Source organism: Streptomyces sp. NPDC111744 (genome assembly GCF_055634995.1).
In genome coordinates, this window is record NZ_JBVKCG010000011.1 from 55925 (window position 1) to 70651 (window position 14727).

The 14727-nt window shown below is 71.0% G+C and carries 11 protein-coding genes; 5 read left to right on the forward strand and 6 right to left on the reverse strand.

The genetic code is table 11. The annotated features are described in order from the left end of the window. Window positions 1-281 precede the first annotated feature (281 nt). The 4 genes from ACZ7OO_RS24190 to ACZ7OO_RS24205 form a co-directional block, all read right to left on the reverse strand. Entirely contained in the window at window positions 282-776 is a 495-nt protein-coding gene (locus ACZ7OO_RS24190; protein ID WP_398726606.1) for a cupin domain-containing protein, read from the reverse strand. A 123-nt stretch (window positions 777-899) separates the two neighbouring features. Then, window positions 900-2435 (reverse strand): MFS transporter, encoded by a 1536-nt coding sequence (locus ACZ7OO_RS24195; protein ID WP_471507513.1) that lies wholly within the window; start codon window positions 2433-2435, stop codon window positions 900-902. Then, window positions 2432-3397: an alpha/beta fold hydrolase gene (locus tag ACZ7OO_RS24200; protein ID WP_471507515.1), complete on the reverse strand. Its 966-nt coding sequence runs from the start codon at window positions 3395-3397 to the stop codon at window positions 2432-2434. The genes ACZ7OO_RS24195 and ACZ7OO_RS24200 overlap by 4 nt, the downstream gene beginning before the upstream one ends. 203 nt (window positions 3398-3600) lie before the next feature. Continuing rightward, window positions 3601-4071, reverse strand: coding sequence for a carboxymuconolactone decarboxylase family protein (locus ACZ7OO_RS24205; RefSeq protein WP_471507517.1), 471 nt, complete (start codon window positions 4069-4071; stop codon window positions 3601-3603). A 310-nt stretch (window positions 4072-4381) separates the two neighbouring features. On the opposite strand from ACZ7OO_RS24205, the gene ACZ7OO_RS24210 reads away from it, so the two are divergent. The 5 genes from ACZ7OO_RS24210 (at window position 4382) to ACZ7OO_RS24230 (ending at window position 11109) form a co-directional block, all read left to right on the forward strand. Then, window positions 4382-5170, forward strand: coding sequence for a DUF427 domain-containing protein (locus ACZ7OO_RS24210; RefSeq protein ID WP_471507519.1), 789 nt, complete (start codon window positions 4382-4384; stop codon window positions 5168-5170). Window positions 5171-5334: 164 nt separating this feature from the next. Then, window positions 5335-6285 carry an alpha/beta hydrolase gene (locus ACZ7OO_RS24215; protein ID WP_471507521.1) on the forward strand — a complete coding sequence of 317 codons (951 nt, stop codon included), beginning with the start codon at window positions 5335-5337 and terminating at the stop codon, window positions 6283-6285. 410 nt (window positions 6286-6695) lie between these two features. Then, entirely contained in the window at window positions 6696-7415 is a 720-nt protein-coding gene (locus ACZ7OO_RS24220; RefSeq protein ID WP_471507523.1) for an alpha/beta fold hydrolase, read from the forward strand. A gap of 279 nt (window positions 7416-7694) precedes the next feature. Beyond that, window positions 7695-8036, forward strand: a complete 342-nt coding sequence (locus tag ACZ7OO_RS24225) for a hypothetical protein (protein ID WP_471507525.1) — start codon at window positions 7695-7697, stop codon at window positions 8034-8036. Between the two features lie 301 nt (window positions 8037-8337). After that, on the forward strand, window positions 8338-11109 hold the full coding sequence (locus ACZ7OO_RS24230; RefSeq protein ID WP_471507527.1) for a helix-turn-helix transcriptional regulator: 2772 nt from the start codon (window positions 8338-8340) through the stop codon (window positions 11107-11109). A 40-nt stretch (window positions 11110-11149) separates the two neighbouring features. Here ACZ7OO_RS24230 and ACZ7OO_RS24235 read toward each other — a convergent pair whose 3' ends face one another. Both ACZ7OO_RS24235 and ACZ7OO_RS24240 read right to left on the reverse strand, forming a co-directional pair. Further along, window positions 11150-11557 carry an OsmC family protein gene (locus ACZ7OO_RS24235; protein WP_471507529.1) on the reverse strand — a complete coding sequence of 136 codons (408 nt, stop codon included), beginning with the start codon at window positions 11555-11557 and terminating at the stop codon, window positions 11150-11152. A gap of 427 nt (window positions 11558-11984) precedes the next feature. Then, window positions 11985-14726, reverse strand: coding sequence for an AAA family ATPase (locus tag ACZ7OO_RS24240; RefSeq protein WP_471507531.1), 2742 nt, complete (start codon window positions 14724-14726; stop codon window positions 11985-11987). Between the last annotated feature and the right edge of the window lies 1 nt (window position 14727).

Consider the following 14727-nt stretch of genomic DNA (forward strand, 5'->3'; position numbering starts at 1 on the left):
GAAGGCCCCTGCTCGAGTTGGTGGAAGAGGAGGACCTAGAGGAGCCCTCCCCCCTTCCCCCCCCGCGCCCCCCCGCCGCCTTCGCGGGGGGGCCGCCCTCCGCCAACCACCGGGGCCCCCCCCCCGGCCCTGTGCCGTCACTCACCGGGCAGGAGCCTGCGAGGGAGAGTGGTGGCAACACCGCGGGGCAGCACTCCCCGGTGTGCGGGCGGGGCCCCGCGCCAGTGACATCCCGGCGACGACCGGTGTCACAGGCGCGGGGCCCCGCCCGTCGGTGGTTCCTATTCCACGAAGTACGAGTCGTGCTTGTCGAAGAACGCGGCGCGCTCCTCCTCCGAAGCGTGTGCCAGCTGTGACACCTGCTCGAAGTACTCCTCGCGCGGGGCGCCCGGGGTGAACAGGAGCAGCATGTCGGCCGGGGCGTCGGAGTCGTTCCGGAAGGCGTGCAGCCCGCCCTGGGGCACGTGCAGGAAGTCCCCCTTGCGCGCGTCGACCCACCGCACGCCGTCGAACACGCGCACTGTGCCGTCCAGGATGTAGAACGACTCCGAGATCCGCTTGTGGAAATGCGTCTTGGGCCCGCCCGCCCTGGGCCGCATCTCCACCCGGTACAGCCCGAACTCACCCCGTGTGGTGCCGGTGGTCGCCAGATAGTGGGTGGCGTCCTTCCCGGTGCCGCTCTCGCCGATGGCCGGGGGTGTGGTGGCGGGCCGGAAGACGGCGCTGACCTCACCGTCCTCACCCCAGTACTTCTGCTCCGGATACGGGTACGACATGTCTGCATCCTTTCCTGCGGTCGGCGCGTTGTGCGCCGACGCGGACCACAGGACAGCGGTCCTCTCGACAACGAGACCGGTGGACTCCCACCGGTGTGACAGCCGGGGGTCCCCGGCCGGGTGTCATTCGACGGCCTGGTGTCGGCTGAAGCGGGACACCAGGGGCGGCTCCATCAGCCACCCGTGTGTCCGCCCGTGCGGCGGATGAGCAGCCGCCGCGGTCTGCCGCAGCGTGCCGAAGGCGACCGACGCACCGACGGCCAGCAGGCCCGCGCACAGCGGCATGGCCCGGCCGAACGACGCGTCGAAGGCCGTGGCCGACCGGTAGGCGTCCGGTCCCATCCCGACCAGCAGCGGCAGCGCCGCCACGGACACCAGCCCGGCCGCCCGCGCCGCGGCGTTGTTGATACCGCTGGCCAGCCCGGCGTTCGAGGCGTCCACCGAGGACAGCAGGGTCACGGTCAGCGGAGCGACCATGATGACCATGCCGGCACCCATCACCAGCTGGGCGGGGAGGACGTCCTGCACGTAGGAGGCGCCCGGACCGACCCGCAGCATCATGAGCATGCCCGCTCCGCACACCAGCGGGCCGACGGTGAGCGGAGTCCGCGGCCCCAGCCGCTGCGCGAGCATCCCGGAGTGGGATGAGAACAGCAGCATCAGCACGGTGTTGGGCAGCATGGCCGCACCGGCCGCCAGCGCTGAGTATCCGACGACGATCTGCAGTTGCAGAGCGGTCAGGAAGAAGTACCCGCCCGTGCCCGCGTAGACGCACAGGGTGATCAGGTTGACGGCGGTGAACTGCCGGGACGAGAAGATCGCCGGCGGCATCATCGGGTCACCGCTGCGCCGCTCCACGCGGAGGAACGCGGCACCCGCCACGACGGCGCCCACGGCCGCGGCCATGGCCACCGGGCCGTTGTCGCGTGCCTCCGTCAGCGCGTACGTGCCCAGGGCGAGCGCCAGAGCGCCCAGAACGGCGCCGGGTATGTCGAAGCCGAACCCTCGTCGGGCCCCCGCGCCGGCCGTGCCGACCGCATCCTCCGGGGGCGTGCCCACGGACTCCGGGACATGGCGCAGGGCGACGGGAACGCACAGCAGCGCCGGGAGGATGCTCAGCAGGAAGGTCCAACGCCAGCCGGGGCCGTCCACCAGCCACCCGCCGAGGAACGGTCCGAGGGCGGCGCCGATACCGCCGAAGCCCGACCACAGGCCGATCGCGCGCGGCCGGTCGTCCGGGTGGAAGGAGGCCTCGATGATCGCCAGTGAGCCGGGGGTGAGCAGAGCACCGCCGACACCCTGCAGTGCCCGGGCGGCGATCAGTGTGCCGGTGTCCGGGGCCAGCCCGCACAGGAGGGAGGCCAGCGCGAACCACACGGTGCCCAGGACGAAGACGCGGCGGCGCCCGAAACGGTCGCCCAGGGAGCCGCCCACCAGGATCAGGCCGGCCAGGGTCAGCATGTAGCCGTTCACCGTCCACTGGAGGACGGCGAGGTCGGCGTCGAAGTCGTCGCCGATCTGCGGCAGCGCGACGTTGGTGACGGTTGAGCCGAGCAGCACGACGCTGGATCCCAGGACGGTGGCCAGCAGGGTCCACCGTCCACGGGCACTGGCGAGGCGGAGGGAGGCGGGGCCCTCCGGAGCGGGGGAGAGATTCATGTCGTGTCCTGGCGTCGTCCGGCGAGGCGGTCGTGGTTCGCGTTCTCCTGCCGCAGGACGCGCACGTCGCGTACGGCCGCCGCGAACGCCTCGGGGCGCTCCTGCGGGAGGTTGTGGCCGGCGCCCGCCACCTTGCGGTGGAGCCGGGGACCGGTGAAGTGACGGGCGGTCGAGGAGCCGTCCGTGGCAGGGAAGTTGCCGTCGGCCGTGCCGTCGAGGGTGACGGCGGGAACCATGATCGCGGGCAGCTCGGCGAGTCGTGCCTCAAGGCCCGCGTACTCTTCGGCGCCCGGCGTGAAACCGAGCCGGTGCCGGTACGAATGGAGCACGACGTCGGTGTAGTCGGGATTGGCGAAGGCCTGCGCGGCCCGCTCCAGATCGTGCTCGCGGAACTGCCACTCGGGGGAGTTCCGCCGCCAGATCACCCGCGCGATCCCCTCGGGATCGTCGGCCAGACCGGCCCGGCCCCGCTCGGTGAGGAAGTAGAAGAAGTACCAGAAGCCCGCCTCCAGTTCGGGCGCGAGGGGCTGCGCCGCCGCACCGATGTCCTGGATGAGGTAGCTGTTGACCGAGACCAGGCCGAGGACGCGCTCGGGCCACAGGGCCGCGGCGACGTTGGCGGCGCGTCCGCCCCAGTCGTATCCAGCGAGATAGGCCCGTTCCACGCCCAGGGCGTCCATGAAGGCGACGGTGTCGGCGCCCAGGGCGGCCTGTTGACCCGAGCGCGGAGTCGATCCGGAAAGGAACCTGGTGGGCCCATGGCCGCGCAGATAGGGGACGACGACCCGGAACCCGCTGTCCGCGAGCAGCGGGGCCACGTCCACGTAGCTGTGGATGTCGTAGGGGAAACCGTGCAGGAGCAGCACGGTGTCGTTCTCCGCGGAGCCCGTCTCGTGGTAGGCGACTTCCAGTACGTCGGTGCTGACTCGTCGGAGAGGGGCGAGTACGTGGCGTTCTGACATGAGCGTCCTCTGGAATCCGTTGCCCGTGGGGGTGGCCACGCTTCGCCGGGACGTGGGGTCGCCCGGATGACGACGGCCGTCGTTTCGCGTGCGATGCGGCCGGGCGACACCGATCGACAGGCCGGGTTCGTCCGCCGCCCGGTCGAGGATCGGGGCGACCGGGCGACGGACGGCTCAGGTCCGGCCGGGCCGGACCGGCCGGCTCAGCCGAACATGCCCGGCTGGTAGTCGCCGGCGGGCTGCCGGTTGATGACGTTGATGCGGTTGTAGGCGTTGATGACGGCGATCAGGGAGATCAGCGCGGCGAGCTGGTCGTCGTCGTAGTGCTTCGCGGCGTTCGCCCATGCCTCGTCCGACACGCCGCCCGAGCCGTCCGCGATGCGGGTGCCCTGCTCGGTCAGCTCCAGCGCCGCGCGCTCCTGGTCGGTGAAGACCGTGGCCTCGCGCCACACGGCCACCAGGTTCAGACGCTGCTGTTCCTCACCCGCGGCGAGAGCGTCCTTGGTGTGCATGTCGGTGCAGAAACCGCAGCCGTTGATCTGGCTGGCACGGATCTTCACCAGCTCCTGAGTGGCGACCGGCAAGGCCCCGTGCACCGCCGCGCCGGCCGAGTTCAGGTGCTTCATGACCTTGCCGGCAAGGGCGTTGCCGAAGTAGTTGATACGCGCGTCCATGATGGATCTCCTCAGGGCGGAACAGTTACAGCCCACTGACCGGGAGCACCCTGGATCTGTGACATCGTGGGTCGCCGACGCCCCTCCGGTCGGACCGGGGCCGCCCTCTGGACCGGCGCGACGCGCCGAACCTGGAACACGGTGTGACGACAACTTGTGGTCACACCTCGCTTTCCGGGCCACCCCCGGAGACAGTCGATAACATCGAGCGAACGGGTGAGGGCCGTCGGCCCGAGCAAGCGCGGTCTTGCCGGGGTCCGAGGACACCGGACACGGCGAGCGCACCATCAGCGAACCCAAGGTGATCACCATGGCAACCGAAAGTGTTTTGCACCCAAGCCTCATCGTCCCGGTCGGGCACGTCGAACCCGTTCCCCGCCGCATCCGGGGAACGATCGGCGGACGAGTCGTCTTCGACACCCGCCGCGCTCTGTATGTGTGGGAGTGGCAGGCCTATCCCCAGTTCAGCATTCCGGTCGAGGACCTGGTGGACGGTGTGCTCCACGACGACAAGCACACGGAGCAACTCGGTGCCGGCCCCGCGCACCGTCACACCCTGCGGGTCGGGCCGGAGGTGCGCGCGGGCTCGGCGTGGGTCTGGGGGGACGGCGCCCCGAGGGCCCTGCAGGACACCGTGCGATTCGATTGGGAGGCGCTGGACTCCTGGTTCGAGGAGGACGAGCCGGTGTTCGTTCACCCCCGGAGCCCCTACTCCCGCGTGGACGCCCTGCGTTCCGGCAGCAGCGTCCGAGTCGAGCTGGACGGTGTCGTGCTGGCGGAGGCCCCCGATTGCGTGAAGCTGTTCGAGACCGGCCTGCCGACCCGTTACTACCTCGACCGCACGACCGTCGACTGGACCCGGTTGCGGCACTCGGACACGGTGACCCGATGCCCGTACAAGGGGACGACGAGCAGTTACTGGTCGTTCGACAGCGGCACCGCCTCCCACGAGGACATCGCCTGGACGTACGACTTCCCGACCATCCACGCCAACCGCATCGCCGGGCTGACCGCGTTCTACAACGAGCACGTCGACCTGTACGTCGACGGCTTCCTGTTGCCGAAGCCCGCCGACCCCGTCCAGGTGGTCTCTGACTGACGACGCCGGATCGGCGGCCCGGGCCGACGCGGACTCTGTTCGAGAAGGCCCTGCCGGTGAGCGATCACCGTGCCGTTTTCCCCGGCGCGTCACACATTCACTCCCGGCCCGGTCTCATGAGGTGGAAAGCCTTCCAAAACCCACCACCTCACAAGGAGCATCCCGTGAGCGAGATCATTCTCGAGCCCGCCGCACAGGAATTCGCCGACGCGACCGCCAAGCCGCCGCTGCTGTACGAACTCGGTGTCGAGGGTGCGCGCAAGCTGCTCGACGACGTTCAGTCCGGGCCCGTCGAGAAGCTCGACGTGGACGAGAAGTGGATCACTGTCCCGGCCCGGGTCGGCGACGTGCGGGTGCGCATCATCAAGCCCGTCGGCAGCACCGGTGTCCTGCCTGTGATCCTCTACGTACACGGCGGCGGCTGGATCCTCGGCAACGCCGGCACCCACGACCGTCTGGTGCGTGAACTGGCCGTGGGCGCGGAGGCGGCCCTGGTGTTCGTCGAGTACGACCGCTCCCCGGAGGCGAAGTACCCGGTCGCCATCGAGCAGGCGTACGCCACTGCCCAGTGGGTCACCACCAAGGGCGCCGAAGAAGGCCTGGACGGCTCCCGTATGGTCGTCGCCGGTGACTCCGTCGGCGGCAACATGAGCGCCGCCCTGACGCACCTGGCCAAGCAGCGCGGCGACGTGACCTTCCTGCACCAGTCGCTGTACTACCCCGTCACCGACGCGGGCCAGGACACCGAGAGTTACCGGACCTTCGCCCACGGGCCGCACCTGACCGCGAAGGCCATGGAGTGGTTCTGGAACGCCTACACCGCCGACCCGGCGGAGCGGAACCAGATCACGGCCTCCCCGCTGCGCGCCACCCTGGAAGAACTCCAGGGGCTGCCGCCGGCGTTCGTCGCGGTCGACGAGAACGACGTCCTGCGCGACGAGGGCGAAGCGTACGCCCGCAAGTTGGTCCAGGCCGGCGTGCCGACCACCAGCGTCCGCTACAACGCCAGCCTGCACGACTTCATGATGCTGAATCCGGTTCGCGGAACTCAGGCCTCCACCGCGGCGATCGAACAGGCCGTCCACGTCCTGCGCAAGGCTCTCGGCACCGACTGATCCCGCGCTCGGTGCAATTCCGCGAAGAATACAGGGTTTACCGGCGCTGATAACCGGCGGACGCGAAGCCGTGGGATCCGGTGGAATTCGGGACGCCGAATTCGGATCCGGAATCCGGTCTGTCCGCCGGTGCCGAGAGCCGGAACACCCCGCGATTTACAACGAAAGGCATCGTTCAGAACCCGGCGGCACAACAGCCGTTCACCAGCTGAGTTGATCACCACGCCGTGGTGATGTTCTGTGCCGATGTCCGCTCCGGCCCGTGTCCGGGGCGCGGTCGGCTCCGGGCGGCCAGGCCTCACCAGACGTCCCACGGTGCAGCCATGACAGCCGTACCCAGAGCCCCTGGGCCGGCTGATCTCAGGAACGACCACTTCGAACCCAACGAACGAGAAAGCAGGGCCACTCCCATGAGTGCGCAGAAGCCGACCATCGTCCTCGTCCACGGCGCGTTCGCGGACTCCTCCAGCTGGAACGGCGTCGTCGACGAGCTCCAGTCCCACGGCTACCCGGTGGTGGCCGCGAGCAATCCGCTGCGCGGACTGGCCGGAGACAGCGAGTACGTCAGACAACTCGTGGCCTCCGTCGACGGCCCCGTCGTCCTGGCCGGCCACTCCTACGGCGGCTCGGTCATCAGCAACGCCGCGAAGGGACTCGACCACGTCAAGGCACTCGTCTTCGTCGCGGGCTTCCTGCCGGACGAAGGCGAGAGCGCGGTCACCCTGTCCGGCAAGTTCCCGGGCAGCACCCTCGGCGAGACGCTCCACCCGGTGCCGATCACACTGCCCGACGGGAGCCAGGTCGCGGATCTCTACATCGAGAAGAGCAGGTTCCACCAGCAGTTCGCCGCCGACGTCCCCGAGGAGACCGCGGCGGTCATGGCCGCCACCCAGCGGCCCGTGGCCGATGCCGCCCTGGCGGAGGGCGCCTCCGCCCCGGCGTGGAAGGACGTCCCCTCCTGGGTTCTCGTGGCCACCGAGGACCGGAACATCCCCGCGCAGGCGCAGATCTTCATGGCCGAGCGCGCGAAGGCCACGGTGGTGACCGTGTCCGCCTCCCACGCGGTCAGCGTCTCGCGTCCCGGTGAGGTGGCGCGTGTGATCAACGATGCGGCGCAGGCGACCGGCTGAGCGACCCGTGCTCAGCGCGCCGGCCGTCGGCTCGCCGATCGGATGAGCGGCCGGCGACCCGACGGCGCGTCCGGGGAGAACACACCGAAAGCCGTTCTCCTCCGGGTGCCTGAGCGAGTGACATGCGGTCAGGTCCCGCTCTCCGTGGAGGGGACCGTACGCGTCGCCGCGACCGGGGGGTCGCGGCGACCCACCCGCGCGGCGACGCACGAGTCGTCGCGGGACCCACGCAATCGGTCCGGGTTCCGAGCGCCGGGCCGCCGACTCCGGGAGCACATCATGAACACGAACGAACAGGCCGCTCGTGGGCTGGTCGACATAGAGGCCTATCTGTACCGGGCGGCTCATCTCGGTGCCGCTCGCCAGCGCGTGGCCGCCTTCACCGCGCGGACGGACGGGCTGACCCATGAGCAGCGGAGGGCCATCGAGATGTGGTACCTCGACGAGCAGCAGTGGGTGGCCCGCATGGTGACGAACCACATCGCCGACAGCGTCGGCGCGGCAGAGGCGGCGAACCGAGTCCGGTTCAGGCGATGGTTGCGCGGGACACTGATCGCCATGGTCGTGATCACGATGGTGACGTTCGTGTGCACGGCAGTGGTCATGGGATCGGTGACCTGATCCACCGACGCCGCGCCGGTCGCCGCGCCGGTCTCCGGCAGAGACTTTCGGCCACGGGTGCCCGAGTCCGGCCACGGGTGCCCAACGGAGTCACCATGGCTCGTCCCACGCGGTCGCCGCGCCGCTCGGCGAGCGCTGCCGAGGTCAGGACGAGGAGGCGGGTGATACGGATGGCGGCGGGCCGGAGGAAACGCGACCGGATCACGTGGTCCCGGACGGCGTCGTGGAACGGGGAGCCACGAGTTCAGGACAACCCCGCGGACGTCGAACGCCGGGGTATCGTGGCGGCGGGGAGGCTGCCATGACGAGTGACGGAGCACGGACCGGGCTCATCGGTCGGCGGCATGAGTGCCTGGTTCTCGATGACCTCCTCGCGCAGGCCAGGGCCGGGCGGAGCGGCGTCCTGGTGGTGCGCGGCGAGGCGGGGATCGGGAAGACCGAGCTGCTGGGATACCTTCTCGACCGGGCTGCCGGCTGCCGCGTCGTCAGGGCGGCCGGCGTGCAGTCCGAGATGGAGCTCTCCTACGCAGGGCTGCACCAGCTCTGCGCTCCGCTGCTCTCCCATCTCGATGATCTTCCCGTGCCGCAGCGGAACGCACTGCGCACAGCGTTCGGGATGCAGGTCGGTGATGCGCCGGACCGGTTTCTGGTCAGCCTGGCCACCCTGAGTCTGCTCGCCGGAGCCGTCGGCGACGAGCCGTTGCTCTGCCTGGTCGACGACGCGCAGTGGCTGGACCGGGTGTCGGCCCAGACCTTGGAATTCGTCGCCCGCCGACTGCTCGCCGAATCCGTTCTGCTCGTCCTGGCCGTCCGCGAGTCGGGCTCCCGCGAGATCCTCGCCGACCTGCCGGAGCTTCCCGTTCGTGGATTGAACGAGCGCGAGTCCCGGGAACTCCTCGACTCCGTCGTCACCGGCCCGCTCGACCAGCGTGTGCGGGACCGCGTCGTCGCCGAGACGCGCGGCAATCCGCTGGCCCTGCTGGAGCTGCCGCGCAGCCTGACCGCAGTCGAGATGGCCGGAGGTCCCGGAGGACACGAGGAGCGGCCCCTGTCCAGCCAGATCGAAGCGGGCTTCCTCCGCCGGATCCGGTCGCTTCCGGTGGAGACGCGACACCTGCTGCTCATCGCCGCCGTCGAGCCGGTCGGTGACGTGGCCCTGCTGCGGCACGCCGCCGAGCGCCTGGGAATCTCCGTGGACACCGCCGTGACCCACGCCGAGGCATCGGGTCTGATGACGCTCGGCACGTGGGTGCGCTTCCGCCACCCGCTGGTGCGCTCCGCGGTGTACCGCGCCATGGGCTTCGAGGAACGTCGGCGCGTGCACAGGGCTCTGGCCGAATCGATCGACGCCGGACTCCATCCCGAACGCCGCGTATGGCACCTGGCGAGCGCGACGGTGGGACCGGACGAGGCTGTCGCGGCCGAACTGGTGGGGTCCGCCGGGCGGGCGCACGCGCGCGGCGGAATCGCGGCGGCGGCGGCCTTCCTGCATCGAGCCACCGAACTGACCGCGGATCCCGGACTCCGCGGAGCCCGGGCATTGGCCGCGGCGCGGGCCGAGTACCAGTCGGGCGCCTTCGACGCTGCCCGGGAACTGGTCGACGCGGCGGAACTGAGCCACCTCGACGAGGTCGGAGCCGGACAGGCGACCCTGCTCCGGGGACAGATCATGTCCGCGGCCAAGAGCGCCAGCGCCGGACTGCCGCTGTTGCTGGAAGCGGCCAAGCGGCTCCAGCCGTACGACCCCGCACTCGCCGGCCAGACCTACCGGGACGCGATCTACGCAGCCCTGACCGCGGGCCGGCTGGCCACCGGCGGCGTCCGCGACGTCGCCGAGGCGGTGCTGAGTGGCCCGGGGCCCCTCGACACAGCGAGCCGCGAGAGTCTCCTGCTGACCGGCCTCGCGCGGGTGGTCACCGAGGATTACACGGTGGGTGTGCCGCTCCTGCTGAAGGCCGTGGCGGCGTTCCGGACGGAGGAGCTCTCGCGGGAGGACGGTCTGGGGTGGCTTCCGCTCGTGTGCCGCATGGCTCACAGCATTTGGGACTTCGCCGCCTGGTCCGAGCTCTCGGCGCGGCTGGTCGACCTCGCCCGCGGCAACGGAGCGCTCGCTGTGCTGCCCTCGGCCCTCCTGCTGCGTCTGTCGAACCGGGTGTTCGCCGGCGACCTCCGCGGCGCCGACTCCCTCGCCGTGGAAGCGAACGCGATAGGCGAAGCCACGGGCAGCAGCTTCTTCGCGCATTACGGAGCGCTCGTCGTGGAGCCCTTCAAGGGACGGGAGTCCACGACCCGGCAGGCGATCGAAGCCGTCACGCACGACCACGTGCTGCAGGGCGAGGGCAAGGTGACGACGGCCACCCAGTGGGCGGCGGCGGTCCTCTACAACGGCCTCGGCCGGTATGAGGAGGCCTATGCCTCCGCCCGACGTGGATGTGAGAATCCGCAGGAACTCGGACTGTCCATCCAGTCTCGGGTGGAACTCGTCGAAGCGGCCGTACGACTGGGGCGGACCGCGCATGCGACCGAGGCCGCGCGGGCGATCGAGGAGATGGCCCAGGTCAGCGGGACCGCTTGGGCGCTCGGCATCTCCGCCGCCACTCGTGCCCTGGTGAGCGAGGGGCAGGCCGCCGACAGCCTGCACCAGGAAGCGATCGGGCAGCTCGACACGACGGAGGCCCGCATGGACAGCGCCCGAGCACGGCTTCGCTACGGTGAGTGGCTGCGCCTGGAACAGCGACGGGCGGAGGCCCGCGCTCAACTGAGCGCGGCACACGAGATGCTGGGCGAAGCCGGGGCCGAGGCGTTCGCGGAGCGCGCGCGACGGGAGCTGCAGGCCGCGGGGGTGAAGCTGCGTAAGCGCGCCTCGGCCTCGCCGGCGGTTCTCACCGCGAAAGAGGCCGAGATCGCGCGACTCGCCCAGGGCGGCTTCACGAACCCGGAGATCGCCGCCCGACTGTTTCTCAGCCCCCACACGGTCGAATGGCATCTGCGCAAGGTCTTCGCGAAGCTGGGGATCTCCTCCCGCAAGGAAATCGGCTCGATGCCACTCGAAGGCGTGGTGTCGACGACCTGACCCGCTCGAGTCACGGACGGGCCGGGCACCGGTGGGGCACCTAGGCGCCGGACCCGTCCGGTTCCGCCAGCAACGTGGGTACGGTGACGATCGTGACCTCCCTGGTCAGCAGGCGGTGCACGGGACAGCGCCCGGCGGCTGCCAGCAGCTGCTCCCGCTGATCCGGCTCCAGGCCACCGGTCAGCCCGACGTTCTTGACGATGTGTCCTCGGTCCCCGAACCGCACGGCCACGTCGATGCGTTCGAGCGGCCATTGGTGCCGGTCCGCGAAGGCCCGCACGGCCATGGAGGTGCAGGACCCCAGCGCGGCCAGCAGCAGCTCTCCCGGGGTGGGACCCGCATCGGCGCCGATGGGTTCGGGTTCGTCGGCCGTCAGTGTGTGCGTGCCGATCGCGATCGAGCGGGTGAGCCGTCTGCCTTCGGCGATGGACACGAGGCGCGTGGTCATGGGTCTTCCTCTCGGCCAAGGGGCGGGGACCGTGGTGTCGCTCATCCCTCTTCTGCAGAGACCGAGCGGCCTACGCGCGTGTGACAGTTCGGCTCGGGAAAGTGCGGCCGTCGGGGCCTCGTCACAGTCGGAGCAGCTGTCCTGTCTGTAGCACGGAGCCGGAAACCACGTCGGAAGGAGAGGAGCATCACATGCAGGTGGCCGTGGCCGGAGGAACCGGTCTGGTGGGGAAGTACGTCGTCGCGGAGCTGCAGGACATCGGTTCGTGATCCGCCGGACGTTCGACGAGCACCTCGCGTCCCTGGAGCGGCCTACGCCGACCAGCCGGTGACGGCCGTCCCAGGGCGCGCTCCCGTGCTCCGGAGGCGGTGCTCTGCCACGTGGCTGACGCGCGGGGGAAAACCGCCCGGCCACGATGAGGAGCCGGTCACAGCGCTGTGCGCAGGAGCCGCCGGGAGGCGATGCCGAGCTTGGCGTACACCTTGCGCAGGTGCCATTCGACGGTGTGCGGGCTGAGGAACAACTGGGCACCGATCTCGGAGTTGGTGAGCCCGTCCCGGGCCAGATGCGCGATCTGGGTCTCCTGGGCGGTGAGCGTCACCGCGGCGGCACCGTCGCGCCGGGCCACCGTCTCGCCGTTGGCGCGCAACTCGCGGACGGCGCGCTCGGCGAACGCACTGGCGCCGAACCGTGTGAACAGGGCGTGCGCCTCGCGCAACTGGTCCCGGGCGTCATTGCGACGGTTCTCCCGCCGCAACCACTCTCCGTACAGCAGATGCGCCCGTGCCAGTTCCGCCGCGACCCGGGTACGTCCGAGTCGCTCGATCGCCTCGCGGTACAGCTCCTCGGCCGCGTCCCCCCGGCTCAGCAGCGCCCGGGAGCGGGCCTGGACGCCCAACGCCCAGTCCGTCGCCGCCGCCTGCGTGGTCCGGGTCAGCCGGGCCAGAGCGGCCTCGGCCGCGTCGGGGCGACCGCTGCGCACCGCGGCCTCCACCAGCTCGACCAGTCCCCAGTTGGCCGCGACCAGGTCCTGCGGATGCTCGCTCGCCGGACGGGCCGCGTCGAACGCCTTCTCATATCTGGCCAGACCGTTGTGGAGCACGGCCTCGGCCCGTCGTGCGACGGCCACACCGATGCCCTCACCGCTTTCGAGGGCATCTTCCATGCCGGCCTCGATCAGCGGAGCGGCTTCGTGTGCGTGTCCCTGCCAGGCGGCGAGGGTCATCGTGCCGTACGGCGCGAAGCCGCTGCCGGTCGCCTCCTGGAGCCGGTCGATCTCCGCGATGAGCAGCGCCGCCGCGTCCAGTTCGCCGGCGCAGGTGTGGACGACGACCCGCGAGTTGAGCGCGAGCGGCAACTCGGCCAGCGCGCCGACGGCGCGGGCGGTCCGCACATGGCGCGTCACCAGCTCCGTCCAGCCCTCGTCGTCCCACGTCTCGGCCGCCAGCGCCGAGGCCAGCCACGACCAGCGCAGGATCTCCTCCGGGGCGGTCTCCCGGCGGAAGGCGCGTACCGCGTCGCGCGACGCGGCGACCGCATCGCGGTAGCCGCCGGTGAACCGGGTGGCCAAAGCGTGCAGGAGCAGATCGACGTTGCCGGGCGGCCTCGTGACGGGTGGCGAGGTCTGCTGCGCCACGACCGCCACCTCGTGTGCGTCTGCGCCGGTGGCGAGGCGCCCCGCGAACATGGCGGCCGACAGGGTGTCCAGGAAGGTCTCGCGGGCCAGGCCGGCATCCAACGGCACCAGGCGTCGCGCGGTGGCCAGCAGCAGGGGGAGCGCCTCGTCGAGGCGACTGGAGGCGAAGGCGATCTGGGCCTGGACGAGATCTGCGCGGGCGTGACCGGACTCGTCCAGGACTCCGTTCCGGGCCAGCGCCAGCAGATCGCGCGCCGCGGCGGGCGCACCGGCGCGGAGTTTCGCCCGGGCCGCGGCGAGGGCACGCGTCGCCTTGCGCTGAGGGTTGGGCGTCAGCACGGCCGCATGGGCGAGGAACGCCGCCGCCGCGGTGGTGCCGCCGCGCGCGAACGCACGCGCGGCCGACGACTCCAGCTCGGCGGCGATCTCCTCGTCCGGCCGCACGGTCGCTCGCGCCAGGTGCCAGGCGCGGCGGTCGGGGTCGAGGACGGGGTCGGTCACCTCCGCCAGGACACGGTGGGTCTCCCGCAGCTCCGCGAGCCCGGCCGACCGGTAGATCGCGGAGCGCAGCAGCGGATGCCTGAAGCGCACCAGATTCCGGACGTCGAGCAGCCCCGCCGTCACCGCCGGGCCGGCCTCGGCCGGGCTGATGTCCAGTCGCTCGGCGGCACGTCTGAGCAGCGCCACGTCACCGATCGGCTCGGCGGCGGCGGTCAGCAGCAGTCGTTGCGTCGCCGCCGGCAGCGAGCGGACCCGCGCGAGGTAGCTCCGCTCGATACGGCTGGTCACCGGTCCGGGATCGGGCAGGTCGAGCCCATCGGCCGGATCCGCCTTGACCAGGTCGTGGGGGAGTTCCAGCAGTGCGAGGGGATTGCCGCGCGCTTCGGCGAGGACGCGGTCGCGGATGTGCTCGTCCACCGGGCCGTTTGCCGCCGCGTCCAGCAGGGCGCGGGCATCGGTGTCGTCGAGGCCGTCCAGCGTCAGCTCGGGCAGACCGGCCAGATCGTCGCGTCCCCGCTGTTCACGGGAGGCGAAGACGAGTGCCAGCGGTTCGGCGAGCATCCGTCGCGCCACGAACGCCAGCGTCTGCGCGGAGACCCTGTCGAGCCACTGCGCGTCGTCCACGAGGCAGAACAACGGCTGCTCGGCGGCCACTTCGGTCAGCAGTCCGAGCACGGCCAGACCGACCAGGAACCTGTCCGGAGGCGGTCCCGTGCTCACCCCGAACGCTGTGGCCAGCGCCTCTCTCTGCGGAGGCGGAAGGTTGTCGGCGCGCCCGAGGAACGGGGCACACAACTGATGCAGTCCCGCGAACGGCAGCTCCATCTCCGACTCGGCACCCACCCCACGGGCGACGCGGTGCCCGGCGACCCGTGCCACCAGGCTCTCCAGCAGAGCGGACTTGCCGATTCCGGCATCACCGCGCAGGACCAGTACGGCACTGCGCCCGGCCTCCACCTCCGAGACCAGTTCCTCGAGCGCCTCGTACTCGCGGCGCCGACCACGCAGGCGCTCCCGACCGTCCCCACTCACC